This is a genomic window from Streptomyces sp. NPDC046859 (assembly GCF_040645135.1).
In the GTDB taxonomy this organism is placed as follows: Bacteria; Actinomycetota; Actinomycetes; order Streptomycetales; family Streptomycetaceae; genus Streptomyces.
In genome coordinates, this window is the sequence record NZ_JBEYXR010000017.1 from 22074 (window position 1) to 48392 (window position 26319).

Annotated in this window: 19 protein-coding genes and 5 pseudogenes; 17 read left to right on the forward strand and 7 right to left on the reverse strand. The window is 69.9% G+C overall.

Going from position 1 to position 26319, the window contains the following annotated elements; genetic code table 11:
• The first annotated feature begins 443 nt into the window (after positions 1-443).
• The 4 genes from ABZ899_RS24165 (at position 444) to ABZ899_RS24180 (ending at position 7411) form a co-directional block, all read left to right on the forward strand.
• Positions 444-776, forward strand: coding sequence for a CU044_2847 family protein (locus tag ABZ899_RS24165; RefSeq protein ID WP_361350037.1), 333 nt, complete (start codon positions 444-446; stop codon positions 774-776).
• 2 nt (positions 777-778) lie between these two features.
• Positions 779-2929, forward strand: a complete 2151-nt coding sequence (locus tag ABZ899_RS24170) for a trypsin-like peptidase domain-containing protein (RefSeq protein ID WP_361349797.1) — start codon at positions 779-781, stop codon at positions 2927-2929.
• Positions 2926-3876, forward strand: a complete 951-nt coding sequence (locus ABZ899_RS24175; RefSeq protein WP_361349800.1) for a MoxR family ATPase — start codon at positions 2926-2928, stop codon at positions 3874-3876. Before ABZ899_RS24170 ends, ABZ899_RS24175 begins: the two co-directional genes overlap by 4 nt.
• A gap of 202 nt (positions 3877-4078) precedes the next feature.
• Entirely contained in the window at positions 4079-7411 is a 3333-nt protein-coding gene (locus ABZ899_RS24180; RefSeq protein ID WP_361349803.1) for an SAV_2336 N-terminal domain-related protein, read from the forward strand.
• A gap of 435 nt (positions 7412-7846) precedes the next feature.
• Here ABZ899_RS24180 and ABZ899_RS24185 read toward each other — a convergent pair whose 3' ends face one another.
• Positions 7847-8890, reverse strand: a complete 1044-nt coding sequence (locus ABZ899_RS24185) for an NAD(P)-dependent alcohol dehydrogenase (RefSeq protein WP_361349806.1) — start codon at positions 8888-8890, stop codon at positions 7847-7849.
• A 94-nt stretch (positions 8891-8984) separates the two neighbouring features.
• On the opposite strand from ABZ899_RS24185, the gene ABZ899_RS24190 reads away from it, so the two are divergent.
• Positions 8985-9581 (forward strand): TetR family transcriptional regulator, encoded by a 597-nt coding sequence (locus ABZ899_RS24190; protein ID WP_361349809.1) that lies wholly within the window; start codon positions 8985-8987, stop codon positions 9579-9581.
• A gap of 227 nt (positions 9582-9808) precedes the next feature.
• Here ABZ899_RS24190 and ABZ899_RS24195 read toward each other — a convergent pair whose 3' ends face one another.
• Positions 9809-10915, reverse strand: coding sequence for a DUF6183 family protein (locus ABZ899_RS24195; protein ID WP_361349812.1), 1107 nt, complete (start codon positions 10913-10915; stop codon positions 9809-9811).
• Between the two features lie 677 nt (positions 10916-11592).
• Between ABZ899_RS24195 and ABZ899_RS24200 the strand changes: the two genes are divergently transcribed.
• Positions 11593-12480 carry a neutral zinc metallopeptidase gene (locus ABZ899_RS24200; RefSeq protein ID WP_361349815.1) on the forward strand — a complete coding sequence of 296 codons (888 nt, stop codon included), beginning with the start codon at positions 11593-11595 and terminating at the stop codon, positions 12478-12480.
• Between the two features lie 172 nt (positions 12481-12652).
• A pseudogene (locus tag ABZ899_RS24205) lies at positions 12653-13497 on the forward strand (IS5 family transposase).
• Between the two features lie 777 nt (positions 13498-14274).
• Here ABZ899_RS24205 and ABZ899_RS24210 read toward each other — a convergent pair.
• Both ABZ899_RS24210 and ABZ899_RS24215 read right to left on the reverse strand, forming a co-directional pair.
• A complete protein-coding gene (locus ABZ899_RS24210; RefSeq protein ID WP_361349817.1) occupies positions 14275-15222 on the reverse strand; it encodes a YcxB family protein in 948 nt (315 codons plus the stop codon).
• Positions 15223-15624: 402 nt separating this feature from the next.
• A complete protein-coding gene (locus ABZ899_RS24215; RefSeq protein ID WP_361349820.1) occupies positions 15625-16551 on the reverse strand; it encodes a restriction endonuclease in 927 nt (308 codons plus the stop codon).
• A 207-nt stretch (positions 16552-16758) separates the two neighbouring features.
• On the opposite strand from ABZ899_RS24215, the gene ABZ899_RS24220 reads away from it, so the two are divergent.
• Entirely contained in the window at positions 16759-17004 is a 246-nt protein-coding gene (locus ABZ899_RS24220) for a WhiB family transcriptional regulator (protein WP_361349823.1), read from the forward strand.
• Positions 17005-17171: 167 nt separating this feature from the next.
• Positions 17172-17414 carry a hypothetical protein gene (locus ABZ899_RS24225; protein WP_361349826.1) on the forward strand — a complete coding sequence of 81 codons (243 nt, stop codon included), beginning with the start codon at positions 17172-17174 and terminating at the stop codon, positions 17412-17414.
• A gap of 50 nt (positions 17415-17464) precedes the next feature.
• On the opposite strand, the gene ABZ899_RS24230 is transcribed toward ABZ899_RS24225, so the two are convergent.
• Positions 17465-17668, reverse strand: coding sequence for a hypothetical protein (locus tag ABZ899_RS24230; protein ID WP_361349828.1), 204 nt, complete (start codon positions 17666-17668; stop codon positions 17465-17467).
• 77 nt (positions 17669-17745) lie between these two features.
• On the opposite strand from ABZ899_RS24230, the gene ABZ899_RS24235 reads away from it, so the two are divergent.
• From ABZ899_RS24235 to ABZ899_RS24250, 4 genes and pseudogenes are all read left to right on the forward strand, one after another.
• Complete coding sequence (locus ABZ899_RS24235; protein ID WP_361349831.1) at positions 17746-17916, forward strand: hypothetical protein; 171 nt, start codon at positions 17746-17748, stop codon at positions 17914-17916.
• 222 nt (positions 17917-18138) lie between these two features.
• The gene (locus ABZ899_RS24240; RefSeq protein WP_361349834.1) at positions 18139-19206 is read left to right on the forward strand and encodes an IS110 family transposase; all 1068 of its coding nucleotides are present in this window, start codon (positions 18139-18141) and stop codon (positions 19204-19206) included.
• A gap of 24 nt (positions 19207-19230) precedes the next feature.
• A pseudogene (locus ABZ899_RS24245) lies at positions 19231-19410 on the forward strand (transposase); the annotation flags it as partial.
• Between the two features lie 372 nt (positions 19411-19782).
• Entirely contained in the window at positions 19783-21615 is a 1833-nt protein-coding gene (locus ABZ899_RS24250) for an AMP-dependent synthetase/ligase (RefSeq protein WP_361349837.1), read from the forward strand.
• 90 nt (positions 21616-21705) lie between these two features.
• On the opposite strand, the gene ABZ899_RS24255 is transcribed toward ABZ899_RS24250, so the two are convergent.
• On the reverse strand, positions 21706-21918 hold the full coding sequence (locus tag ABZ899_RS24255) for a hypothetical protein (protein WP_361349840.1): 213 nt from the start codon (positions 21916-21918) through the stop codon (positions 21706-21708).
• A 230-nt stretch (positions 21919-22148) separates the two neighbouring features.
• On the opposite strand from ABZ899_RS24255, the pseudogene ABZ899_RS24260 reads away from it, so the two are divergent.
• From ABZ899_RS24260 to ABZ899_RS24270, 3 pseudogenes are all read left to right on the forward strand, one after another.
• Positions 22149-22439: pseudogene (locus ABZ899_RS24260) on the forward strand (transposase family protein); the annotation flags it as partial.
• Between the two features lie 55 nt (positions 22440-22494).
• Positions 22495-22653, forward strand: a pseudogene (locus ABZ899_RS24265) (transposase); the annotation flags it as partial.
• A gap of 265 nt (positions 22654-22918) precedes the next feature.
• Positions 22919-23892 (forward strand): annotated as a pseudogene (locus ABZ899_RS24270) (site-specific integrase).
• A gap of 42 nt (positions 23893-23934) precedes the next feature.
• On the opposite strand, the gene ABZ899_RS24275 reads toward ABZ899_RS24270, so the two are convergent.
• A complete protein-coding gene (locus ABZ899_RS24275; RefSeq protein WP_361349843.1) occupies positions 23935-24870 on the reverse strand; it encodes a LysR family transcriptional regulator in 936 nt (311 codons plus the stop codon).
• A 140-nt stretch (positions 24871-25010) separates the two neighbouring features.
• On the opposite strand from ABZ899_RS24275, the gene ABZ899_RS24280 reads away from it, so the two are divergent.
• Positions 25011-26255, forward strand: coding sequence for an MFS transporter (locus ABZ899_RS24280; RefSeq protein ID WP_361350039.1), 1245 nt, complete (start codon positions 25011-25013; stop codon positions 26253-26255).
• The last annotated feature ends 64 nt before the right edge of the window (positions 26256-26319 follow it).

Genomic DNA, 26319 nt, shown 5'->3' on the forward strand with positions numbered 1-26319 from the left:
TCGGTTGAGATCGGCCATATGGGTCCACCCCCGACGCCCGCCACCTCGGCCCGGTCCGCCGCCTGCTCGGTGCCCTCGAATGCGAGGCCACGGCCAGGGGCCTGACCGTCGTACGCCTCGACACGCACGCCGCGCTCACCGAGGCGCAGGAGTGTACCGGGCGTGCGGTTACACGGACATCCCGGCGTACGACGACAACGTCTACGCCAGCCACTGGGTCGAGAAGCGGCTGCCCGGCCCCGACGGCGGCTGACGCCGGAGCCGACTGCACCTCTGAACAGGGGAGTTGGCCTCGGCAGGATCGACCGGCATGGTACATCTTCGTGTCGGGTCGGTGCGTCTTACGTGCTGAACTCTCCCTCCGACCATGAGAATTCAGTCACAATGTCGCGGTGTCCACCTTCTTGGAGTCAGCGTTCGAAGACGGTACGCCCGTAAGGTTCCTGCTCGCTCCCACCCCGGCCCCGGAGCAACCCCCCGCGCGCGACGACGACCTCCCTGAGGGAATGGGAAGGGCCGTCCCCGTCGCCGCGGGAGGCCGTGCGAGCGTCGCCAACCTCGCGGCCGCCACCCTGCGCGGGGCGCTCAAGCCACTCGGGCCGCTGCTGCAGGAGGTGCACGACGCCGCCACGGCCGTACCGGAACCGCCGAGCGAACTCAGCGTGACCTTCGGCGTGCAGGTCGGGCAGGATCTCAAGCTCGGGATCGTCGGCGGCAACGGGCAGGCGCACCTCACCGTCACCGCCAGTTGGAAGCCGTCACCCGGCGCGGAGTGACCGTGGGGTGGTTCAAGCAGGTCGAGGCGGTGCCCGGCGACGAGGCCAGACCCTGGGTGGCGACCGTGCGCCGCACTGCCGACGGCAAGACGGCGGGCGCGGCGGTCGTACTCGGCGACGACACGGTTCTGACGTGCGCGCATGTCGTCAACGACGCCTTGGGCAGGGCGATGTTCGAGCCCCGACCGCCCGGCCTCGACGAGCTGTTCGTCGAGGTGAGGGGGACCCGCAAGACCGAGCGGTACCCCGCGCGTGTCGCCCACTGGATCGAGCCGCGCGCCCGCGACGGTGGAGCCGTGCGGGACGGCGACGGGGAGTGGCTCGGTGATCTGGCGGTGCTGCGGATCGACGCGCCGCCCGGCGGAGTGCCCGCGCCTGGCCGCCGTACGGCCATGGCGCCCGGTCAGAAGGTGCGCGCCTGGCACGGCAGCGGGCACAGCGCTACCTTCGCCGATCTGCAGGTCGCCGCCCTCGACGGCCCGATCGGCTATCTCGACGGCAAGGGCACGGGCATGGCGGTCGGTCCAGGCTACAGCGGCGGTCCGCTGTGGTCCGAGGAGGACGGGGCCGTCGTAGGACTCGTCGCCGCGCACTTCATGCCGCCCTGCGATGCCGGCGGGGCCGCGCTGCCGCACAGCCCCCAGCACATGATCCGGCGCAGCTGGGGCATCCCCTGGCAGCGGATCGAGGCCGAGCTGCGACCCCTCGGCGTACTCCTCACCGAGGACAGCGAGGACACCGACCCGGACGAACCCGCCTTCGGCATGCTCGTGGACGCGGTCCGCAACGCTCTGCCGTCTCCGTACTCGCTCGGCGACACCGCCCGCCAACTGGCGCTCGCGTGCGACGTCGGGCAGGGCAGCCCTGTCAGCCCGCCGCCCATCGAGGAATTCGCTGCCTTTCTGCTCCGCCATCCTCGCGCCCTCGCGGCCTTCACCGAGATCCTGCGGCCCAGGAACCCTGACGCCACCAACCGCGTGTTGGTCGCCGGCCGGCTCTCCCGGACCCCGCTGCTGCTCTCCCCACGCGAACGCCACCGGCTGCACCAGCTGCTGCGCAAGGTCGACCGGCCGGTGCTGGAGCGGATCCCCGAGGCGGTGCGCGAGGCCGCCAAACGGGTCACCGTCCCGACCGACGGGAGCACCCTGGACGTCCTGCTGGACAAGCTGGAGGAGCTGTCCGGGGACGGCCACTCCGACGACGGCGAGCCCCGGGTCCCGGCGCTGCTGCGGGTCGTCGAGTACGTCGCCGTGCTGTGCCCGGCGCCCCGGCAGGCGGAGCTCCGGCTGTGGTCGGACGGTGTGCGGGTGCGGCTCGGCATCCCGGAGGCGGCACTGCGGGAGCGGCGCTCGGACGCCCAGGACTGGGCCCGGATGCTCCGCGGCCGCGCCCCGCGCAAGCGGGTGCTGGTCCAGGTGGCGCGAGCCGGGCGGGGGCGGCACCGGCTGCGCATCTGGTGCGACGAGGGCACCGGGCCCCGGCAAGTGTCGGCGGACAGCACCGCCTCCCACACGGCGTCCCAGGCGGCCCGCGAACTGCTGCGCGTCCTGGAGACCCTCACGCCGTCCACCGAGGACGGCGGGCGGCCGCTAGTGGAGGTGCTGGTGGACCGCGCCGATCTGAACCTGCCGGTCGACGAGTGGGCGGCTCAGGTGCCCGGCGAGGTCGTGCCGGGGGTGCTCGGTGTCGAGTTCCCTCTGATCGTGCACTGTCCGGAACTCCTGCGCCGGCACGAGCGTTTTCTTCCCGACTGGCGAGAGCGGTGGAGACAGCTCGACTCCGGCGAGACGCTCGTCGTCTCGGACCCGGCGCAGGACCCGCACCAGATCTACTACGAGCTGATGGGACGACTCGACACGGTCCGGGTCTGCGTCGACGTGCCGCCGGGGCCGCGCGACGCCATCGTTCAGATCTGTCTCGCCGTGGGCATACCGGTGGTCGTGTGGGACCGCGGCCGGGACACGCCCTCGCATGTCACCAAGCACATGGCGGACGTCGCCATCCGCGAACTGCCCGACGCGGTACGGGTCTACCGGGCCAACGCCCGGGGCACCCGCGCCCCGGAGTTCCCCGGCCGCCCGGTCCTCGCCTGGGCCGACGCCGACCGTACCGTGCCCCGACTGCACCTGAGCGAACCACAGGAGAGCGCATGACCTCCGCTTCCGAGGCCGACTGGCGCCTCTTCCGCGGCGACGGCGTCCCGCGCGCCGTCACCCTGCCCTCAGCGCCCCCGTGGCGCCGGTTCAGCCCGACACCCACCGTCCGTCCCGAACTGCCTTATCTGATCCAGCCGGAACACGCCGACGTCGTCAACGCCGCGCTGCATCTGCGCCGCCCACTGCTGGTGACCGGCCCGGCCGGCACCGGCAAGTCGTCGCTCGCCCGGGCGATCGCGCACGAGCTGCGGCTGGGCGAGCTGCTGCGCTGGTCCATCAACAGCCGGTCGACGGTACGGGAGGCGCTCTATCAGTACGACGCGATCGGCCGCCTGCGCGAGACGACGCTGAGTCGCGACCGAGGCGAACGCGAGCCGTCGATCGGCACGTTCATCAGGCTCGGCCCGCTGGGGACGGCGCTCGTCCCGTCGGCGACCCCACGGGCCCTGCTCATCGACGAGATGGACAAGGGCGACGTCGACCTGCCCAACGACCTGCTCACCGTCTTCGAGGAGGGCTACTTCGACATCCCCGAACTGACCCGGCTTCCCGAGGACATGGCCGACGTGGAGGTCCAGACCGCCGACCACCGGGGCACGGTGACGGTCCACCAGGGCCGCGTCCAGTGCGCCGAGTTCCCGGTCGTCGTCATTACGAGCAACGGCGAACGCGAGTTCCCGCCGGCCTTCCTGCGCCGCTGCGTCCGTCTCGCCCTCCCGGTCCCGGACGAGGCCCGCCTGCGCGCCATCGTCACCGCCCACCTCGGCGAGGAGGCCCTGCGGGACGCGGACGACCTGATCGAGGCCTTCCTGCGCCGCCGCGCCCCGGGTGAGCTGGCCACAGACCAGCTCCTCAACGCGGTGTTCCTGCGCAATGGCGGGGTGGACCTGGACGCGGAGGGCCTGCTGGACGCCGTGTTGCACCAGCTGACCGGGGCGTTGTGACGGCAATGGGAGTGCTGGAGGTGGTGCGCGGCCCCGCAGGGGCGCCCCCTGGGCGGGCCCACTGCGGGCCCCGCGCCCGTGGCGAGGGTGGGCGCCGCGAGGGGGCGGACGCTGTCTGTCGGGACACTGAGCGGGTCCGGCGCGGCAGCGCCCCGAAGGGGTGCGGGGCTGGGACATATGCAGCCGCGGGGGCGGGTGCGTCGTGAGTGCCGGTGGGGGTGGTACGCGGCTCAGCGAGGCTCTGCGGGTGCTGGCGTCCGCCGGACAGGAGCTGGACGCCGATCAGGTGCTGGACGTGCTGTGGCTGGCCCGGCGGCTGCCCGGTGGGGTCGAGGCACCGCTCGGCCGGCCCGCGGGCGTCGAGCCGCAGGTGCCGCAGCCGCCGGCCGCCGACGAGCCGGACAAGACCGCGCCGACCCGGCCCGCCACGGGGCCCGACCCCGACGATCCGGACCTGCCCGACCTCACCGCCCCCTCCCTCTACGCGGCGGCCCGGCAGCCCTCGCCGACGATCCCCGAGATCCGGTTGCGGCAGGACCCCGGGCCGAGCAAGGCACTCCCCGTGCGGGTACCGGAGGACAAGGCCCTGACCGGCGAGCTCGAACTGGGGCGCGCGCTGCGGCCGTTGCGGCGTCGTCAGGCAAGCCCGCACCGGCTGGAGATCGACGAGGAACGCACCGCCGCCGAACTCGCCGAGACCCTGCTGCCCGACGTGGTACTACGCCCCGTACAGGAGCGCTGGCTCCATCTCGCGCTGCTCGTCGACGACGGCCTGTCGATGCTGCTCTGGCACCGCCTCGGTGCCGAACTGCGCACACTCCTCGAACGCCTCGGCGCCTTCGCCACCACCCGCGTCCTGGGCCTCGACGCCCGCAGCCCCGGCGAAGCGCGCCTGCACGCACGCCCGTTCCGCCCCGACAGCACCCCCGTACCGCTCAGTGCGGTCAGCGACCCGTCGGGCCGGACCCTAGTCCTGGTCGTCAGCGACGGCATGGGCGCCTCCTGGCGCAGCGGCGCGCTGCACGCCCTGCTGTCCGCGTGGGCCTCCCGCGGCCCGGCCGCCCTTCTGCACACCCTGCCGCCCGACCTGTGGGAAGGGTCCGGCATCCAGGCGGAGCGCTGGCAGGCCACGACCCGGCGGATCGGCGGCGCCAACACCTCCTGGGAGATCACCGACCCGGTCCTGCCACCCGACCTCGCCCGCTTCGACGGTATACCGGTCCCGGTCCTGGAACCGACCGCCGCCTCCTTGCGGAACTGGTCCCATCTGCTCGCCTCACCCGGCGCCACGGTCCAGCTGCCGCTGCTGGCCCGACCGCGCCGGTACGGCGACATGGCCACCGCACCGCCCGACCCGGGCGACGCCCAGCACTTCCGGGACGCGGCCACCCCGGAGGCGTACCGGCTCGCCGCCCATCTGGCGGCCGTATCCCCGCTCACGGTGCCGGTCATGCGGCTCGTCCAGACGGCGGTCCCGTGGCGGGCTCGGACCTCCCACCTCGCGGAGGTCTTCCTCGGCGGCCTCATGCGGCCGCATCCAGCGCCGGTGCCCGGCCCACTCCCCGCCAAACACCAGGTCTTCGACTTCTCCGACGCGTCGAGGTCGGTGCTTCTCGACGCGGTCCCGCAGTCCGAACTGCTGCGCACCAGCCGCAGCATCGGTCGCCGCCTGGAACAGCTCGCAGGCAACTCTCCCGATTTCCCGGCCTGGCTCGCCCACCCGGACGGCTCCGCACAGCTCCCCGGGTCGCACCGCCCTTTCACCAGCGTGGAGCGGCGGCTGCTGACCCGGTTCGGGGTGTCCTTCGACCCGGGTGTACACGGACTGGAACGCAGACCCGGCCAGAGCGCCGCCTCCCCGGACGGCTGGCAGCCGCTGACCGACGACGACCCCCGCTGGCTGGGCCAGTACCGGCTCCTCGCCCGACGACGGCTGCGGCGGACGGTGGAGTACAACAGCATCGACCGGCAGGGCACCCCGGCCATGGTCCGCATCGCACGCTCCGATCTCCTCTTCGACACGTCGGAGTTGATCGCGCTGGAGGCCGAGGCGCTGCGTCGGCTGGACGGGCACTACGCGCCCGCCATGCTCGTCGAAGCGACCGACGCCGACAGCCGCAGGCACTGGCTGGCGACGACCCCGGTCCACGACGGCTCCGGAAAGCCGCCACGGCTCGCGGAGCTCTTCAACCAGGCGCACCGGACGGGCACCGCCCCGTTCGACAAACTCACCGCGCTCCTCGTCGGCTGGCACCTGGCGAGCGCGCTGGCCCTGTGCCATCTCCACGAGATCGTGCCCGTGGACCTCAGCGCCGAGAACATCTTCGTGCTGCGGCGGACCGTCCTGCTCGCCGACCTGTCCGACTGCGCGGTGGCTGGCCGGTACGCGGGTACGGGGCCCGCACCGGTCCCCGAGGACAACGTGCGTGCGCTGGGCGAACTGCTCCAGCTGGTCAGCAGCAAGGCGGGGTGGGAACTGCCCGGACAGCCCGAGGGCATGCACCTGTGGCAGGGCGACACCTGGGCGCCACTGCGGCGGGTCGTGCTGCGCTGCCTCGACCCAGATCCGGCCGAGCGCCCCACCGCCGGAGAGGTCGCGGACGTCCTGGCGAACTACATCGCCCACGAGCACGTTCCCGCGCGGCAGCCCAACCCCACCCTCCAGCAGGCGGTGCGCGCGCCGCTCGCCCTCCCGCCGGCCGCCGTGTGGCCCACCGCCGAACCGCCGATCCGGCCACCCCGGTTCGCCGCCGCCCGCCGCGAACGGGAGGCTCGGCTGGCGCGCCTGCGCAGACCGTTGCGCCACGCCCGGCGTGTCACCCTCGTCGGCGCCTACCACTACAGCGGCCGGGCGACCACGACGATGGCGCTCGGCTCGCTGCTAGCCGCCGTCCGCGGCGAGCCCGTCCTCGCCCTCGACGGGGCTGCCGACGAGGGCGCGCTCGGCGCCTTTCTCACCCGCCGGAATCCGGCTACCGTGCGCGATCTGGCCGACCTGCCGGCCGAGGCGTCGTACGAGGAGGTTCGCGCCCGCACTACGGCCTTGCCGTCAGGCCTGGAGGTCGCCGCGTACCCGCCCGGGCACGTGCCTCCGAACCTCGCTCACGCCCAGGCGTACGCACACGCGCTGGCGCGAACCGCTCCCTACTACTCCTTCGTCCTCACCGACTGGGCTCCCCTGCGGCTGGACCGGTCGGCCGACACGGTCCTCGACCTCACCGACCGGCTGATCCTTTGCTGCGGCAGCGCCGGCTGGTTCCTCGACGCCGCGTGGCGGGTGCTCGACCGGCTGCGCGGCAGCGGGCGCCGACGCCTGGCGGACGAGGCGGTCGTCGTGATGACCCAGGTGGAGGGCCTCTCCGCCCGGCCCGTACCGGACAATCTGCACACGCGCTTCGACATCGGTGCCGACCAGGTGGTCACCGTCCCCTTCGACAAGTCCCTGCACTCTCCGGGCTTCCGGGAGCTGAACCAGTTGCGGACGCCGACGCTGAACGCGTTTCTGGACCTGGCCGAGCTGGTCGTGAGGCACTGAGACGGCCGGCTGCGGGGGTGTGAGACGCACGGATCCCCGGGCGGCTGCCGCTGCCCGGGGATCACAGGTGAGAGATCGGCTCGGATCCGTCAGATCAGGCCGAGGGAGCGGACCGCGTCGCGCTCCTCCTGAGTCTTCATCGAGGCCGACTGCACCGAGGACGCGGGCGTCACGCTCAAGTTCGACAAGTACATGCGCTACTTCCACCACACGGTGAAGGACACCCACGGCCAATAAGCCGATGTGGCGCAACCGCTGGTCCGCACCGATCTCCAGTGGGCGACGCTGAGGGCGTTCCTTGAAAACGACCACTCCCTGCTCGGGGATGCCCCCGGACCTGCTCGGCGGATCTCCCTACCTATACGGCACCTGACCTGCGCCCGGGCGCTCTTGTGGTGGTCGCCGTACTGGCTGCTGGAGACGCCGCGCCGTCGGTCAGTCCAGGTCGGACAGGTCGAGCACGAAGCGGTAGTGGACGTCGTTGCGCTCCAGTCGTTCGAGAGCCGTGTTCACCTGTGAAGACGGCAGCAGCTCGATGTCGGCGGTTATGCCGTGTTCAGCGCAGAAGTGCAGCATGGCAGCGGTGGACGGGCGGCCGCCGCTGCCGGCGGAGCTGAGTTTCTTGCGGCCGATAAGCAGGTCCATCGTTTCCACGGTGACCGGTCCGAGGTGGCCGAGGTGGCTGAGCGTGCCGTCCATGGCGACCACACGCAGGTACGGAGCCAGGTCGTGGGGGGCGGAGATGGTGTCGATGACCACATCGAACCGGTCGCGGACCGCCTTCATCTGCTTGGGGTCGGTGGACACCACAAATCCCCGCGCCCCCAGGTTGTGTGCTTCGTCAGCCTTGGCCGGGTTCCGGCTGATGACAGACGTCGTGGCGCCGAGTGCGGTCGCCATCTTGACCGCGAGGTGCCCGAGGCCGCCCAGCCCGGCCACGGCCACGGTGCTGCCCGGGCCCACTCCGAGCGCCTGCAGTGGTTCCCAGACGGTGACGCCGGCGCAGAGCAGGGGAGCTGCGGCGGCTGCGTCGAGGTGCGGAGGCAGGCGGTAGGCAAACTGATTGCTCACGACGTACTCGCGTGAGTACCCGCCCAGGGTGGTCGCCCCGTCCTGCCGGTCGGTTCCGCCGTAGGTCAGGGTCGGGAACTCATGGCAAAAGTTCTCCTGGCCGGCCTGGCACATGCGGCACATGCCGCACGAGTCGACGATGTTGCCGACGGCCACGGGGTCGCCCGGGCAGAAGTCGACAACCGCGCTGCCGACCTCGGTTACCACGCCTGTGAACTCATGCCCCGGTACGAGCACCCCCGTCGCATCGCTCTCGTGCGCCCGGAGCGCGTGGAGATCTGTGTGGCAGACACCGCAGTAGTCGATACGTACCGCGATGTCGTCCGGGCGCAGATCCCGGCGCTTCAGCACAGTGCGGCGCAGAGTCCGCGTCGCACTGTCCGCCAGCCATCCGGTCGTGGAACGCATCTATGACTCCTAAGACAGACTGTTCGGTCTGTTTGACCGTAGAGCCATGTGGACCGAAAAGCAAACAGACGAGTCTGTCTGTTAGGGTCCGGGTATGCCTGACCAGCCATCGAGCAGCCGCGGAGCCGCGACCTACCAGCGCATCGTCGACGCCGCCACCCGGGAGTTCGCCGAGTACGGCATCGCCGGTGCGCGCATCGAGCGGATCGTCGCCGCCGCACGCACCAACAAGGCGCAGCTCTATGGGTACTTCGGCAACAAGGAACAGCTCTTCGACGCGATCTTCTTCGCCTCACTCGAGCGCATCACCAATGTGGTCCCCATCGACGCCACGGACCTGGCCGACTGGGCCGTGCGCCTCTACGACGAGTACCTCAGCCGTCCCGATCTGATCCGCCTCGCGACCTGGGCACGCCTGGAGCGCCGTCCGACCGGGTATCTCGTGGCGGACCACGACCGCTACGACGACCACAAACTCCGCGCGATCGCAGAGGCCCAGGCCGCCGGGCGTATCAGGCAGGGAGACCCGTTCGACGTGATGGCCATGGTCATCGCCATGTCCATGGCCTGGTCTCCAGTGAGCAACGTCTACGCAGCTTCCCCCCAGGAGCCCACGAGCGTGCACGACCAGCGGCGCGCCCTGCTCCGGGAGTGCGTAAGCCGCGCCGTCGCCCCGGACCGGGGAGCCTGAACACTACGACGCTTGGGTGCAGCCCGCACAGCCACGAGCGTGCGGGCGAGCCTTCACTCGCAAGGCGCTCGTCTTCGCTCCTTGCGCGGTCGGGGGGTAAACGAGGATTTCGGGCCTGATCCAGGGCTCCTCATCCGTGTAGGCGAACTGTCAGACGCTGCAGGCCAGGGCTCTCGGGGACCGCACAGCTTGCCGGACTTGACCCCACGCACCGGTCAAGACCGCGCTCAGTCGGTGTCCGTCGCCGCCAGCATCGTCAACCGTCGGCGCTCTGCAGAGACAGCGACGAGACCGATGTCCCAGGCCACACGCTCGAACCACTTGGTTTCGACGCCAAAGGCATACCAAGTGCATGCCCGTGCCCTCGCCTCGACCTCTTCCACGGGGCAGCCCTGCGCCGAACCGGAGAGGCCGGCCATGGACTGCCAGGCGGCCAGTCGGCCGTAAGCACCACGAACGCCGGAGTTGTAGGCGCCGCCCGTGGACGCGGCGGCGAAGAGAACACGCCACGGGTACTCGGGAGGGCAGGCCGCAACCGAGAGGGCAGCCTTCTTCGTCCCCGCACCTTCCAGACACTTCAGCCCGAGCGTCAACAGCGTCTTCCCCACCGAGCCGGCTTCCAGAGGGGCTGCCAGGTCGAAGACTCGTGCCTCGATCCGGCCGTTCGACTCCTCGGCCCATTTCGCCACAGCAACACTGGTGGCCTTGGCGACGACTTCGGTTGTCGTCTCCTCGGCCGGAGGCACGGGTGCCCGGCCATCACGCGGCACCTCACGGGTCGCCGGCGGGCCGTACGGCATCGCGTGGCTGCCACCGCGCACGCTGTAACTCGGAAGATCCGGCCGTCCTTCGAGCTCCGACAGCGTCAACGGCAGCCATCCCAACGGATGACGCCTCCAGTGCGGCGACGTCGCCCATCCGGCGATCCCCGGTGACTCCGTGACGTCGACGCCTCTGAGCACCAACTCATGGACCAAGCACGCCCGAAGTTCTTCAGGGGCCCGTCCGGTGAACGCCACTGCGAGCCCCTCGGCCGGCTGGCTGGAGGCCAGCAGGGAGGCGGTATAGCGGTCCAGCTTCCTGTCAGCGGCCTCAGCGGAGGAAACCAGCCGCAGTGCTTGGGCGACGTTGCCGGAACCGGGGGTGGTGGCCAGCAGCCGGAGCAGATAGTTGAAGACGCTGTTGTACTGCCATATCCGCCCGGTGTCAGAGGCGTAGACCTCGGCGAGCGCGATCGCGAGGTCCGCGACGAAAGCAGCGTCTCCCCGCCCGAGACTGCGGTCAGCCGTCTTCCACACGTCGCTGACACTCGTCATGCCGGGCAGCTTCGTCACGATCTTCTGTATAAGGTCAGCCACGGCAAGGGAGCCTATGTGTCCGAGAGCCCGCTAGCGACGGCATTTCCCCAGCTCACCGTAGTCCTCAGACTCCGCACTGCTCGTTGGTCTGGACGGGGCGGGCAGGGGGGTGTCGGTTGTCTGTGCGGGCCTCGATGGCGGCCTTGCTTGGGGCTGACCGTCAGCGCTACCTCCCGTACCGCAACTACTCAGACCCGGGCCAAGCGACGTCAGAACTCACCGACACTGACCATGAAATACCGGCGTCAATGACTCCCGGAACACGTCGAAACGACATCCCTGGAGAGTGACACAGCCATCCCATCAGCCCGCAGACACATCGGCCCCCACCGACGACACGAGATGCACGTGACAAAAGCCCGATGCCACGGGCCGATATTGAGCGCACGGCTGCTCTACCAGTGGATCCGCAGCCGGGCGCAGGTCCAGCTGGCCCGCCTCGCGGGGAAAGGCGCCAGCCGAGGACGGCGTATGGACCTGCTGATCTACGACGAGCGCGGTCCTCGGCTACCTCCTCCGGCGTCGCGGCGTCGCCCGCCGGCTCCTCCCAGAGGTGTAGCAGGAAGAGGACGGGATGGGGATGTCCTCGTACGGGGTAGGCGAGCGGGACGACGCGGGGCGGTCCAGCGTGCTGCTTGAGGGAAGGCCAACGTATGCAATTCGACGACGATGCTGCTCTGGACACGTCCGAGGTCGAGGACGGGCGGGGAGGTGCGCTGGGCGGGATCCCAGGCGGCGGGAAGACCATCGGCGGGGGACTGGTCGGGCTCGTGGTGCTGGTCGCGTCCGTGCTCTTGGGTGTCGACCCCGGCATGTTCGGCTCGGGCAGCAGTGACACGTCCCCGTCCGGCAAGTCAGCCGCGGACCTCGCGGCGGACTGCCGGACCGGTGCCGACGCCAATCGCAACGAGGAGTGCCGGATCGTCGCCATGGTCGACAGCGTGCAGGCATTCTGGAAGCAGACGGAGACAGCCGTCGGCAAGCCCTACCAGCCAGCCCCGACGTTCCTGTTCACCGGCAGTGTGAATACCGGCTGCGGGAACGCGACTTCCGACGTCGGCCCGTTCTACTGCTCAGCCGATGACAAGGTCTATCTCGACCTCGACTTCTTCAACGACCTGAGCAGCAAGTTCGGCGCCAAGGGCGGCCCGTTCGCCGAGGCCTACGTCATCGCGCACGAATACGGCCACCACGTCCAGGACCTCAGCGGAACGATCTCCCGCGGCAGCGGAAAGGGCCAGAACAGCGGTTCGGTGAAACTCGAGTTGCAGGCGGACTGCTACGCCGGAGTGTGGGCCCACCACGCCACCACCACCCCCGACCCCAAGAGCGGTAAGCCACTGATCACCGACTTGACGAAGGAGGACATCAACCGCGGGCTGGACGCGGCCGCCGCCGTCGGAGACGACCGTATCCAGCAGCGCTACCAGGGCAGGGTCACACCCGACACCTGGACACACGGCTCCGCGCGCCAGCGCCAGCAATGGTTCTCCACCGGCTACCGCTCCGGCCGCGTCTCCAGCTGCAACACGTTCAGCTGACTACGCTGACAACCACGGCACGACGCCCGGCTGTGGGCCGCCGCTGGTGGGCAGATCGCGTATTGTGCCGTGCCGCGGTCGGTGGTTACTGACTTGGAGGGCATCTGATCTATGTAGTTGGTAGTTGGGGAGGATTTTGTGACTGCCGGTGTTGGCGGTCGTTGGGCGGGGCGTGAGTGCTCGTCGTCCGTACCGCAGTGATGTCTCCGACGCCCGCTGGGCCTTGATCGAACCGGTCTTCGCCGCCTGGCGAGCCAGGCGAACCGGACCCGGCACAGCGGACCGAGTGCACGATCTGCGGGAGATCGTCAACGCGATCCTCTACGTACCGCACCGGCATCCCATGGGAGTACCTGCCGCACGACTTCCCGCGGTACAAGACCGTCTACGACTACTACGCAAAGTGGGAAGCCGACGGCACCACCCAGCAGGTCCACGACCTGCTCCGGGGCAAGACCCGCCGAACCCACGGCCGCAGCACGGAGCCCACAGCGGCCGTGATCGACGCGCAGAGCGTGAAGACCTCGGCAAATGTGGCCGAGACCAGTCAGGGCATCGACGCCGGCAAGAAGATCAAAGGACGCAAGCGGCACGTCATCACCGACACCCTCGGCCTGGTCCTGGCCGTCTTGGTCACCGCCGCGTCCGTGCACGACACCACCGGCGGCAAGCTCCTGCTCGACGGCTTGGCCGCGGCCCACCCCACCGTGTCGAAGGTCTGGGCCGACGGCGGCTACCAGAGCAGCATCCTCAACCACGGCGCCGGCCTGGGTATCGATGTGGAAGTCGTGCAGCGGCGGACGAAGGGGTTCGAACCGCTGCCGAAACGGTGGGTGATCCAGCGGATTCGGCTGGCTGATGCAGCACCGTCGCCTGGCACGGGACTAGGAGGCCCTCCCGCAGAGGTCCCGGGCGATGATCCACTGGGCGATGGCTAACAAAATGTCCCGCGAGCTCACGGGAGAATCTACGCCAACGTGGCGAACCGAAACGGACATGGACGCCAGAACGGTGTGAACGTTGATCAGATGCTCTCTCAGCCCAGGTTCACGGCCACCTCTCCCCCACCACAACGGCTTCCCCCTCGCCAGGTGGCTGGTAGAAACACGCCACAAAGCGCAACAAGGCCGCCTGGCCCCCACCACAAACCAGGCACTCACCGCGATCGCCCCTGATGGCCCCCCCCTGGCCCCACATCACGCACCTACCAGCAGCCGGAGTTGGACCACCTCTGCGGCCGGGACCCCTCCCCCATCCTCCAGCGATGGACCGAGCAGCAACGCACTCGCTGGAACACCCTCCCCCCCAGCAGCAACACCTCCTCACCATCGGCATCCACCCCGAGTAGGACAGGGGTGTACGCCCAGGAGTTGATCTGCCCGGCGGCCGGTGGCCTCCTCTGTAGCGCCGAGACGACACACACAGCGAGAGGGCTACCCCATCCAGGGCGCGCCCTGGATGGGGTACGCAGCTGCCAGCCTCGTTGTCCGGGGAAAGATCGGCGGGCGCGAGGGCACGGCAGCTCGGACCCCAAGGAGACAGAAAACCCTGACCACGGGGCAAGGACTCAGCGGGGTTCAGGGGAACTCGCGGGATGTCGCACAATCCTGCGGGCCGCCCAGGCCGACGCCCACGCGGAGGCTGCATCGACTAGTCCATCCTGAGCGTGGACTTCACCGTGCGTGGAGCCCACCAGCACGCCGCCGGACTGCTTCGTCGACCTCCACCATCGAGATCTTCGGCACTTGCGGTGGCTGCGCCGCGCAGCCACCGCGGAGTGGGCTCCGGGCCCGCTCAGAAGTCGTAGCAGGCGTAGTCGCCGTCGGGGCCCCGGGCGATCCGGTCCGAGCCCCAGCAGTGCAGCATCGGCCCGACGCGGTAGACGGCGGCGCCGCCGACCAGCAGCACGGCTGCGGCGAGCACGGCGGTCACGATCCGCATCACCTTCATCCGGCGTACAACCCACCATGCGCGGGCGACGGCCGACACCCCCAGGATCAGGGCGATGGCCGAGACCGGCGCGTTGTTGTGCTGGAGCCGGGGGAAGGCATCTGGATCCACGGTCTTCTGGACGGCGGCGTAGGCGAAGAAGAGCAGCACCAGCCCCAGGAGCAGCAGCCCGACGGAGCCCGCTCCGCGCCCGACGTCCCGGCCCCGGCTCGGCGTCCCGTCGACGTCCGACGCCGCGGCGGCGTCCGCGCGTACGAGGTGCCGACCGAAGATCGCCCGCAGCCGGTCCGCATCCTCCGGGTTGCTCAGGCCGCGCTTGGGCAGCACGCCGACGCCGACGGCGGACTTGTCGGCGCTGAGCAGCACGAACAGCTCCGGGGTCTCGGCATAGCGCGGGTAGAGGTGCCAGTCGAGGCTGGCCGAGCTGTGGGCGGTGGTGAGGCAGATCCCCATGTCGTCGACGACGGCGCGGAAGTCACCCTGCCGCTCGCTGAGCCGGTGGAACTGGCGAGCCTGCAGCCGCGGCCCGGCGGTCATGAAGGCGACGGAGGCCACCAGCGCCACGTACAGATACCACGGAGTGTCAGGCCGGCCGTCGCCGAGCGTCGACAGAAGGACTCCGACGGCCGTGACCACCAGCGTGTAGACCAGCAGCCGACGCCGGAAACGACCCGCGCTGGTGACCTTCGCCCGGGTACGGATCGCTGCCGCGAGATCGTCGACGGTGAGCTGGTAGGCCAACTCCACCGGTCTCTCCGCGACGGTGCCCGTCCCTTCCCGGCCCTCGGCCATGTCGCCTCCCCGGTTCGATGATCAACCGGATCGTAGCGCCGGGGAGGGAGGGGACGTGCTCAGGGTGTGGGCGCGCCCCTCATACCGCCCGTCGGCATCCGTCGAGTACAGCTGCACACCAGCCAGAACCCCCAGCGGCAGACCGTCCCCGGACCCGGCGACGGCCTGCCGGGTCCGCCAGGGGCAAGTGCTGGGACCGCGCCGAGGCCCTGCGCGCCGACCTCGAAAGGGCAGTCGTCGCCTACGAGGCCCTGCGCACCCGCGTGATCACCACGAGCAGGTACGTCCGGCAGCAGAAGCGCGCCGACTTCTCCCTGCGCGGCGGCGACACCCGGCACCGCGTCCTCGACACCCTCGATGCCTAGACCGAAGACCCCGGCCCCCTCAAGCTCGCCCGGTCGCTCAGGGAGCGGTCGTGACCTCGAAGTCCCACGGCCGGGGCCCGGTACCGTCGTGCCAGGCATTCAGTTCGTCGCCGTTCACGCACAGGATTCCGCACTGTTCGGCGTATTCGAGGGCGGGGGCGGTGAAGTCGCTCGTCGTGACGACCACGGCAATGTCGGCCTCGTGGACGGTGAAGCAGGTGCCCCCGAACCGCTGGAGATCCTGGGAGCCCACCTTGTTGGTCTCGCAGTAGCGCTTGCACTGGACGATCAGGCGCCGCCCGTCCGGGGTGACGGCCGTGACGTCGGCGCCCAAGTCCCCGGCTCCTCCGACCACTTTGACGTCCCCGCAGCCATCACGCAGGCACAGGTCGGCCACGGTCCGCTCGAAGGCGTCGGGGTCGAGTTCGAAGCAGTCCACCGGCAGGTCGAGAACGGCGGTGGCCTCCTCCCCCGCTGCCGCCGCCGGGCTGGGCGCCGGCGACACCTCCGGGCGGAGAGGATCGGCGCCGTACCCGAAGGCCGGTTCCGCCGCGCCTGCCGGACACTCGACGGCCGGTAGCGCCACGGCCGCTGCCGCGCCCCTGACGCCTTCGGCCGCCGCCGTGCCGCGCATGCCCTCCGTCGCCGTCGTATGGCGCATGTCGCGGAGGTTGTCGGACGCGGTCTCGGCCGCGGCCTCCAGCGCCTCGGCCGCGCGGCGCGCGCATCTCGCGGCGGACAGCCTGCGCCACCGGGACCGGGAGGCGAGCACGGACGCGACGATCAGTACGGCGAGCAGTCCGGCCCCTTCCGGGCGGCGTTCCACCATGCCCATCGCGATGCGGCCCACCGATGCCACGAGACACAGGACGAGCGCCAGCAGGACGAAGAACAGCGTGGTGGTACGGAGGTCGAACCGCCGGTCGCCGTACAGGCGCCGGTCGCGTGGTGCGGGTACGGTCATGCCGGTCTTCCCCTCCCGAGAACGAAGATCGTTGTGTCCTCCTTCCCAAGATCACCGACTTCATCGGTGGGGAGGGCGAGCCGAGTTGGGGACGGCCGGCCAAGGGGCGTCGGCCCTCAGGATGCGGCGGAGCGGGTTCCCGCATCTGCGCGGGAACCCGCTCCCGGCACACGCCTTTCGACGCCGGACCTCCAAGAGGAGGTCGGATTGGTCAACCCGGACACCCCCTGCCGGGAACAGCCAGACCTGCTCGTCGACTCCAGCCGCACCACCCCGCTCAAGAAGAAGACGACCGCAGCCAAGGCCCTGTGCACCCGCTGCCCCCTCAGTGACGCCTGCACCGACTACGCCATCGCCAACGACTACCGAGACGGCATCTGGGGCGGCCTCACCGTCGACGAACGCGACCAGCTCACACGCGAACGAGCCACCGCCATCGCCGACGAAAACTGAAACAGCGAGCCGCCCAGGACGGGCTCCTGGCGGCTACTGCACCGGGTGCGGGACGGCGTGGACGGAGGGAGAGGCGGTCGCCGCCCGAAAAGGGGGCCGTTGTCAGACCCTGCTGCCACGCTCGCGGGACCCGCGGCATCCCAGCCGCACCAAAGGAAGGGACCGCTATGGACGAACTGCACTGGTATACCGCCGACGTTGTCCTCTACGACAAGCTCGTGCCGGACGCCACGTCCCCGAGCAACCTCATGAGCAATGTGCAGCAGGCCAGAGTCGCCATTCAGGGCGCCTTCCTCCACATCGACCCCCAGCGCGGGAAGGAGGCATACCCGGGCCAGGGGATGTGGAAGGTAACGGTCGTGACCGCATCGGCCGTCAAGACGATCGAGTACACCACCATGGAGCCCTGACCGAAGCCACGCCTCGCTGTCCCTCTCGGCGAGTCTGCAGCGGGGCGCCCCTACGTCCAGATCTCCGGTCCGCCGCCGCGCCAGTCGATCAGGTCGGACCGGACCACGTCCATCTCGTCGAAGTCCTGGAGCCCGGACTTCTGCAAGAACGCCGCGATGTCCAGGACGCGGAACGCCCGGCCGAGGATCTTGCCGCCGACCCGGACGCGCCGGCCACCCTCGTCGGCCGGCGGATACACGTTCACTGCGGCCATACCCCCAGCGTGCGACCCCCGCTACGGGCGGGAGTGTCTAATCAACGGCGGATCTGATGATCAAGGAGATGCGTCTGATGACGGAGACCGCCGTGGACAACGAGCAGGCCGAGCAGGTGGTTCAGGCACCGTCGAGTGCGGTGTCTGACGAGGAGCTCGTCGCGATGCTGGTTGACCGAGTCCGAAGCGAGGGACTGCAGCTGACCGGCGAGGGCGGGTTGTTGCAGCAGCTGACAGTGATGATGTAGCCCGCGGCACCGCTTGGAGGTCTGACCCGGCAGCCCATCGGCACTTGGGTTGTCCTTGCTTGGAATTGTCGATCTACCAAGCGGTGCCGCTGCGCGCGGCCGATCGGGCATCCGTGACTTCATAGGAGCCCGGCCAAAGGTCCCATCACTGTCTTGTCCGTCTGCCCGACCGGCGCGCGTGCCGCCCCTCACGTGCCGTACGGAAGGACAGCAGACACCAGCATGGCAGCGGATGAGATAGCCGTCATCGGCGGGATCGACACCCACACAGACATCCACCAGGCCGCAGTCATCGACACGGTCGGGCGTCACCTGGCCACGCAGCCGTTCCCCCCCAGCCCGGCCGACTACCAGCAGCTACTGGACTGGCTGCGCTCGCACGGCGAGGTCCTCGCTGTCGGAGTGGAGGGAACCGGCGCCTACGGAGCCGAGCTGGCTCGGTTCCTGATGGCGAACGGCATCACCGTCATGGAGGTGGACCGGCCCGACCGCAAGGCCCGAAGAGACAATGGCAAGTCCGATCCCGTCGACGCCTACGCCGCAGCAATGGCCGTACTCTCGGGCCGTGCAAAGGGGACGCCGAAGTCCCGCGACGGCATCGCCGAGGCCATGCGCGCCCTGCGGGTAGCCCGCAGCTCAGCTATCAAGGCCCGCACCCAGGCCATCAACCAGATCCGCACCCTGATCATCACCGCCCCTGCCGAGGTGCGCGAGCAGTTCCGGGGAATGCCCACGGTGGAGCTGGTCGACCACCTGGCCCGCTCTCGTCCCGCTGGCGGTCTGGCGGACCCGGCCTGCGCCGTCAGGACCGCTCTGCGGCGTCTCGCCCGCCGATACCGGGCGCTCAGCCAGGAGATCGCCGATGCGGACGCTGAGCTGAAGCCCCTAGTGACGAGGGCCGCCCCTCAGCTGGTTGCCCTGCCGGGTGTCGGTCCTGAGAGCGTCGGCCAGCTCCTGATCACCGCTGGTGACAACCCCGAGCGGCTGAGATCCGAGGCATCCTTCGCGCACCTGTGCGCGGCTGCACCCATCCCAGCATCCTCCGGCCGAACGGACCGCCACCGGCTCAACCGCGGAGGCGACCGCCAGGCCAACCGGGCTCTGCACACCATCGTCATCGTCCGCATGCGACACGATCGCCGAACACAGGAGTACGTTGCCCGCCGCACCGCCCAAGGCATGTCGAAGAAGGACATCATCCGCTGTCTGAAACGGTTCGTCGCTCGGGAGGTCTACAGACACCTGCCTCGCCCACACATCACGCCCCAACAGCTTCAGCCGACCACTTGACGATCTATAGGAGCTTCCAGGCGGCTGCTGGAGTCCGCCCTGGAGGGCGAGATCACCGACCACGTCGGCTATGACAAGCACGACCCGGCCGGGAAGAACAACGGCAACAGCCGCAACGGCACCCGGGCCAAGACCGTACTTACCGACGTCGGTCCGGTGGAGGTGAGGGTGCCCCGAGACACCGCCGGCACCTTCGAGGCCATGAGCCTGGACCCGACCGGGAAGGGCCGCAAGCGGTGGACCATGCGCTGGAAGGCACCCCTGAACGCCTTCTAGATCGCCTTCGAGGGCAGCCTGACCCCGAGCAACAACTGACACCTCAGCAACCGCGATCAGCCGATAAGTTGACACACCCCCTCCCGGCAAGCGGCCTGCAGGTGCTGCCACTTTGCCCGGGATCACAGCACCAGTGGTGGGGAGGCCTGAACGGTGTGGGAGAACCCCGGCACCGGACACCGCGCACCAATGCAACGAGAATTGGCCGACAGCACCTAGGCACCCGGGATGCCTGCCGGTATGTTGCGCCCCTGCCCGCCGCGAGGCGCGGCACGGTGGACGGCTCATCCTGGGGGTAGCGTGCGTGACTTCAGCCTTCCGGCACTGGTGGAAACCCTGTCGGCGGGAGGCCTTGCGGACTCGGTGTACGACGTGGCGGAACGCGACCCGAAGCTCGAGCAGTTGGCCCGGCGCGACCCCCTGGACGAGCAGAGGTGGTGTGCGGTCACCGCGGCCGAGTTCCGTGACGAGGTGCTGGCGCTGGCCAAGGGGCTGCTGGCCGGCGGGATCCAGTTCGGTCACCGCGTCGCCGTGATGTCCCGGACGCGTTACGAGTGGACGCTGTTCAGCTACGCGTTATGGTCCATCGGCGCCCAGGTGGTGCCCGTCTACCCGACCTCCTCGGCGGACCAGGTCCGCTGGATCCTGTCGGACGCGCAGGTGGTGGCCGTCGTGGTGGAACACGAGGACCATGCCATGACCGTGGGGGCGGTCTGCGACCAGCTGCCGCTGCTGCGGGCGATATGGCAACTGGACGCGAACTGCGTCCAATGGCTGGCGGACGCGGGCCGGGGCATCCCCGACCACGTGGTGCACCAGCACCGCAGGGCTGTGCAGCCGGGCTCGGTCGCCACCATCGCCTACACTTCCGGCACCACCGGCCCTCACCCCAAGGGCTGCCTGATCACCCACGCCGGTCTCGCGGCCGAATGCGACACCCTGAACGCGGGCTGGCGGGAGGTCCTCGCCGAGCCCGGTGAGCAGCCGGCCGTTCTGGCCTTCCTGCCCCTCTCGCACATCTACGGTCTGATGGTGCAGGTCGTCTGCATGCGCGGCGGCATCCGGCTGGGGCATCAGCCGGACCTGTCCCCCGCCGCGCTGCTGCCCGCCCTGGCGTCGTTCCGGCCGACGTACGTCTTCGCCGTGCCGTACATCTTCGAGAAGATCTTTCATTCGGCCAGGCGTTCGGCCGAAGCAGCCAGCCGGGAGGCGTTCTTCGACCGGGCCGTGGACGTCGCGGTGCGCTACGCCGAGGAAGTGGAGCGCCGGGACAGGGGCGAGGGCTCGGGGCCCGGACCGCTGCTGAAGGCCTCGCACGCCGTCTTCGACCGTCTGGTGTACGGGCGGCTGCGGGCCGTCCTCGGCGGCCGGGTCCGGTACGCCACCTCCGGCGGGTCGAGTCTCGACCGGGAACTCTGCCTGTTCTTCGCCGGAGCCGGGGTCACCATCCACGACGGGTACGGGCTCACCGAGACGACCGCCGCCGTGACCAGCCAGCCACCGGGCCGGCCCCGCTACGGGACCGTCGGCAGACCCCTGCCCGGCTGCTCCGTCCACGTGGCACGGGACGGGGAGATCTGGGTCCGCGGGGACGTCGTCTTCTCCGGCTATCTCGGCGATCCGGCGGCCACCGGGTCGGTGCTGCGAGACGGGTGGTTCGCGACGGGCGACGTGGGCCGGCTGGACGACGACGGCTTCCTGGTCATCACCGGGCGCAAGAAGGACATCCTCATCACCAGTGGCGGCAAGAGCGTCAATCCCCGGGTGCTGGAGGAGCGGCTGCTGAGACATCCCCTGATCTCCCAGTGCCTCGTCGTCGGCGACAACCGTCCCTTCATCGCGGCGCTGATCACCCTGGATCCCGAGGCGTCCCAGCACTGGTGCCGGCTCCGCGCACAGCAGCACGCCCGGCCCCGGGAGGCGACGATCGACGAGGAACTGCGTGGGGAGATCCAGCGGGCCGTGACGATGGCGAACGCGGCGGTCTCCCAGGCCGAGGCGATCCGCGCGTTCCGGATCATCCCGCACGAGTTCAGCACGGCCAACGGCCTCATGACACCGTCGCTGAAGCTGCGCCGCGCCGCGATCGTGCAGGCGTACGCGGCCGACATTGAAGCGTTGTACGGCTCCTGAGGCCCCCTCACCGGCGGTCGGACGGCCCCGCTGCTGCTCTTGGGATCATCCACGGTGAAAGCGGGCAGGGCCCGGGCCAGCGCCGCCGGCTCAACCCCGCGCTTCGTTGAGCACGATCTCCGCGTCGGCCCGCACGCCGCCGCCGTCCAGCCGGGCCGGGGAGTTGCGGCACGTCCACTGCCGCAGCACACCAGCGGTCGGCAAACCGTAGCGGGCCGCAGCCCGATTGATCAGCGACGCGGTGAAGAGGCGCGGCAAGTGGCGCTGCCAGCGGAAGTACGGGGTGCGGTCCCGGCTGTTCACAGTGCTCCCTGACTTGTTGACTCGACCCCAGGTGCTCGGTCTGCAGCCGTAGCGTCCAGGGTGTCGGTGGGCACGGGCTCGCAGTGCTCCTTGCCGCCCTCGGGCTGGCTCACTGAGCTCTTTCGGCGTGGCCACTGGTCGGGTGACGGGTCGGTGTCCCGCAACGCACGAGGCTCGCGTGCCGTTGAGTGAGGTGTTCGACGTCTCAACTCGTCAGCGCAGGAGCCTCGTTGGTGCCCTATCCTGCCGCACTCGACCTGCCTCACGCCCTCGTCGAGTGGGTAACCATGCTCATCGTCACCCGTGAGGGTGACCGACGCTGCAAGCTCCCGCCTCACCAGCGTGCTCTCGTCGCCCTGGTCTACCTGCGCCGGCACGACCCGCTTACGCAGATCGCCGCCGGGTTCGGCATATCCGTCGGCACCGCCCACGCCTACGTCACTGCCGTCGTCGACCACGTCGCCCGGCGGGCGCCCGGCCTGCTGCGAGTCCTGAGGGAGTCCGGTCCCGAGCATGTCCTGAATCAGACCCAGGAACAACGTAAGGAGACACGACCCCCACCGCGGCCGCCACTTCAAGCCTCAGCGCCTGCACGCCGACAAGGCGTATGACGTCCCCCACCTGCGGAAATGGTTACGCGGCAAACGCATCGGCGTGCGCATCGCCCGCAAAGGCATCGAGTCCAGCGAACGCCTGGGGCGCCGTCGTTGGGGGATCGAGCGGACGATGTCCTGGCGAGAGGGCGGACCACGGTGGGTCACGCCGAAACCTGGTTGGGCTTGCCCGGGCGTCTAGGGGGTTGAGGAACATCGGAACGAAAACCGGCGCTAAGCCTCCGTCGGCCCTGGTGGGCGGCTGACGGTTCATCGGTTGCCGGGCCTGTCTGAAGTCGTCCCACGGATAACACCCCGATATCTGCGGTAACTTGATCCGTCACCTGTGGTGACGCTCTCCGGCCGCTACGTGAAGCGGCCCTGTTATCTGTGGCAAGGGGGAAGTGGTGCCCACCGTCGTACAGCTGCCGGCCGGGAAGGCGTTGACCGTCCGGGCGGCGGCGGACGTGTTTCTCGACTCGCTTGGTAACTCGAACACGGTTCGAAACTACGGGATCGGGGTGGGCAAGACCGCCGAACGGCTCGGCGAGGCCCGGCCGCTGACGTCGGTCGCGGACGAGGAGATCGGTGAGGCCCTGGAACTGCTCTGGGGCACCGCGGCGGTCAACACCTGGAACTCCCGCCGGGCGGGGGTGCTGTCCTGGCTCGGCTGGTGCCGAGAGCGAGGCTACGAGGGACCGATGGTCCCGGCCTGGGCGAAGCGGCTGGCGGTGCCGGACTCCGAGACCCCGGCCCGCTCGAAGATGGCGGTCGACCGGCTGATCGCACGGCGCGAGGTGCACCTGCGGGAGAAGACGCTGTGGCGGATGCTCTACGAGACCGCCGGGCGGTCCGAGGAGATCCTGGGCGTCAACATCGAGGAGCTGGACCTCGCAGGGCGCCGTTGCCTGGTCAAGGCCAAGGGCGCCCGGACCAAGGCCCGCCGCCGGGGCCAGTCGCGCGAGGACTACGTGCTGGAGCCCGTGTACTGGGATGCCGGCACCGCCCGGCTGCTGCCCCGGCTACTCAAGGGACGAACCCGCGGGCCGGTGTTCGTCACCCATCGCCGCCCAGGGCCGGGCAAGGTCGTCAGCCTCCGCGACGTATGCCCGGACACTGGGCTGGCCAGGCTGTCGTACGGGCAGGCCCGCGCCCTGCTCGACGAGCACACGCCCTGCGCGGAGCGGGTACGGGCTGGGACCTGCACGAGTACCGCCACTCCGCCCTGACCCATCTCGGCGAGCAGGGTGCCTCGCTGTTGATGCTGATGGCGAAGTCCCGGCACAAGAAGCCGGAGAACGTCCGCCGCTACTTCAAGCCCTCCCCGGAGGCAATCGCCGAGCTGACCAGCCTGCTCGCCCCCGGCGACGCCCGCCGTTGACCGCCTGCTCTGGGTGGGGCTGGCCGCACGGGCAGGAGCCGTTCAGCGAGGAATCACCCAGCCCGGTGCCCAGGTCCCGGCGGCGTCTTGGCCGGCCGTCGTGGCGGCGAGATAGGTGCGGAGGGTGGTCAGCGCTGGGTGGGGGTTATCTCGGTGCCAGAGGAGCGAGTGCGGGTAGACGGGCGTCGGGTCGGTCACCGGGATACGGCGCAGGCCGTGGTCGGTGGGCCAGATGAGGCGGGTGTGTTCGCCCATGAAGGTGGCCAGGGCCGGGGTGTCGGCGATGGTGTCGAGGAGTGCGTCGGAGCCGAAGTTGGGGCCGGTCACTTCGATGGTGAGGTCGAACTCGGCGACGAGGTCGTCGTAGTAGGCGCCCCACTCGGTACCGGGGGCGATGCCGGGCATCCAGATCCGGTGCCCGGTGAGCTGGGCGACGGTCACCGACCGGGCGCCTGCCAGTGCATGGGCGGGGCCGGTGAGGAGTTGGAGCGGCTCGTCGAGCACCCGGACGGACGCGATGTCCCCGGGAAGTGGCCTGCCGGGCGCGGCGACGGCGCGGAAGGACGCGTCGATCTCACCGGAGCGAATTGCGGTGACGGCCGTCTCGATGTCGAACAGCATCATCACGTCGAGGTCGATCTCGGGGTGTGCGCGATGGAAACCGCGCATCAGGCTCGACTGCGCGCTGCGCGAGGCGATCACGTCGACACGCAGCGGACGGTGGCCCGGGCGTACGGACGCACCCGCGCGCTCGGCGACGCGCAGCAGCTCGCGTGCGTGGGCCAGGAACGCCTGCCCGTCGATGGTGAGCTCGGCGCCGCGGGGGGCACGGGTGAACAGCCGCACACCGAGGTCGTGCTCCAGTGTGGCGATGCGTTTGGAGACAGCCTGCTGGGTGATCGACAGATCGGTGGCGGCTTTCTGGAACTGGCCCGCTTCCGCGACGGCGACAAAGGTACGTACTGCTTCGAGGTCCACGCCGACTCACCTTAGCGAACAACTGATAGTTGTGGATTGCTGGCAGGTCAGTTGTTTGACCTGCCGTTGTCCTGCCCGCTTACCTCTCATCGGTCAACGTCAGTTTGTTCGGGTGGGACCTCAAGGGGAGTGCGCTGAGCATGGTGGGCAGGAGACGGTTGGGTCGGCAGTTCGGCTGGCTGTGGGCGTCATATGCGGTGAGCGCGTACGGGTCCGGGCTGGGATTCGGGGCGTTGCCGCTGATCGCCGTGCTGGTGTTGCATGCCGGACCCGCCGAGGTGTCCGCGCTGTCCGCGGTCGGCCCTGCGGTGGGCGCGCTGATCGCGGTGCCACTCGCACCGTGGGTGGAGTTCCGGCGTAAGCGCCCGGTCATGATCATGATGGACCTGACCCGGTTTGCGGCCACGGCGACGATCCCGGTCGCCTACGCCTTCGGATGGCTCAGTTTCGTCCAACTGCTCGTAGTCTCGGCCGTGGTCGCCGCAGCCAAGATCGCCTTCAACGCGGCCAGCGGCGCCTACCTCAAAACCTTCGTCCGCCCGGACGACCTTCTCGTCGCCAACGCGCGGTTCGAGTCCACGAACTGGAGCTCCATCGCGGTCGGACCACCGCTCGGCGGGGCGGCGATCGGCCTGTTCGGGCCGGTCACTACCGTGGTGGCCGACGCGCTCAGCTACCTGCTCTCGGCGCTGGGCATCACCGCGCTCCGCGGCCAGGAAGAAGCGCCGCGAACGGCCGACAAGAGCCCGGTCCGGGCGGGCGCACTGCTCGACGGCTGGCGACACATCATGGGCCACCCCGGTCTGCGGCCGCTCTACCTCAACCAAGTGCTCGTCGCCGGTCTGATCATGGCCACCGAGCCGCTGCTGGCCGTGCTCCTGCTTCGCGAGCTTGGGTTCCCACCCTGGCAGTACGCCCTTGCCTTCGCCGCTCCCTGCCTCGGCGGCCTCATCGGCTCCCGGCTGGCCCGCCGTGTCGTGGCCCGATTCGGCCGGCACTGGGTCTTCCGGACCGTCGGCACTCTGCGCGCCATCTGGCTGATCGGCCTGGCCTTTGTCCGTCCCGGCGTCGTCGGCCTCGTCACCGTGATGGCCGTCGAGCTGGCGATCATCATCAACATGAGCCTGTACAGCCCGGTGCTCGCCACCTACCGGCTCGAACACACCCCCAAGCATCTCGTCGCCCGAACCCTGTCGGCCTGGTCGATCGGCCAGCAGGCGTCCATCGCCGTCCTCACCGCACTCGCCGGGCTGCTCGCCGACGTCACCAGCCCACGCACCGCTCTCACAGTCGCAGGACTGCTCATCCTGACCACACCGCTCCTGCTTCCCCGACAGGACCAGACGTCGCAGCACGAGCCGGAACTGTCCCGCAGCCACTCATGAGACACCGCAACTCACCACTGAAGTCCGCAGCCCTCAACCGGTCCACCGGTGCGCGTCCGCGTCG

Coding starts and splice junctions, on each gene's coding strand:
- ABZ899_RS24200 (WP_361349815.1), top strand. CDS start 11,593: ATGCAATTCGACGACGATGCTGCTCTGGACACGTCCGAGGTCGAGGAC.
- ABZ899_RS24185 (WP_361349806.1), bottom strand. CDS start 8,890: ATGCGTTCCACGACCGGATGGCTGGCGGACAGTGCGACGCGGACTCTG.
- ABZ899_RS24225 (WP_361349826.1), top strand. CDS start 17,172: ATGGACGAACTGCACTGGTATACCGCCGACGTTGTCCTCTACGACAAG.
- ABZ899_RS24280 (WP_361350039.1), top strand. CDS start 25,011: ATGGTGGGCAGGAGACGGTTGGGTCGGCAGTTCGGCTGGCTGTGGGCG.
- ABZ899_RS24235 (WP_361349831.1), top strand. CDS start 17,746: ATGACGGAGACCGCCGTGGACAACGAGCAGGCCGAGCAGGTGGTTCAG.
- ABZ899_RS24230 (WP_361349828.1), bottom strand. CDS start 17,668: ATGGCCGCAGTGAACGTGTATCCGCCGGCCGACGAGGGTGGCCGGCGC.
- ABZ899_RS24210 (WP_361349817.1), bottom strand. CDS start 15,222: ATGGCCGAGGGCCGGGAAGGGACGGGCACCGTCGCGGAGAGACCGGTG.
- ABZ899_RS24215 (WP_361349820.1), bottom strand. CDS start 16,551: ATGACCGTACCCGCACCACGCGACCGGCGCCTGTACGGCGACCGGCGG.
- ABZ899_RS24240 (WP_361349834.1), top strand. CDS start 18,139: ATGGCAGCGGATGAGATAGCCGTCATCGGCGGGATCGACACCCACACA.
- ABZ899_RS24190 (WP_361349809.1), top strand. CDS start 8,985: ATGCCTGACCAGCCATCGAGCAGCCGCGGAGCCGCGACCTACCAGCGC.
- ABZ899_RS24175 (WP_361349800.1), top strand. CDS start 2,926: ATGACCTCCGCTTCCGAGGCCGACTGGCGCCTCTTCCGCGGCGACGGC.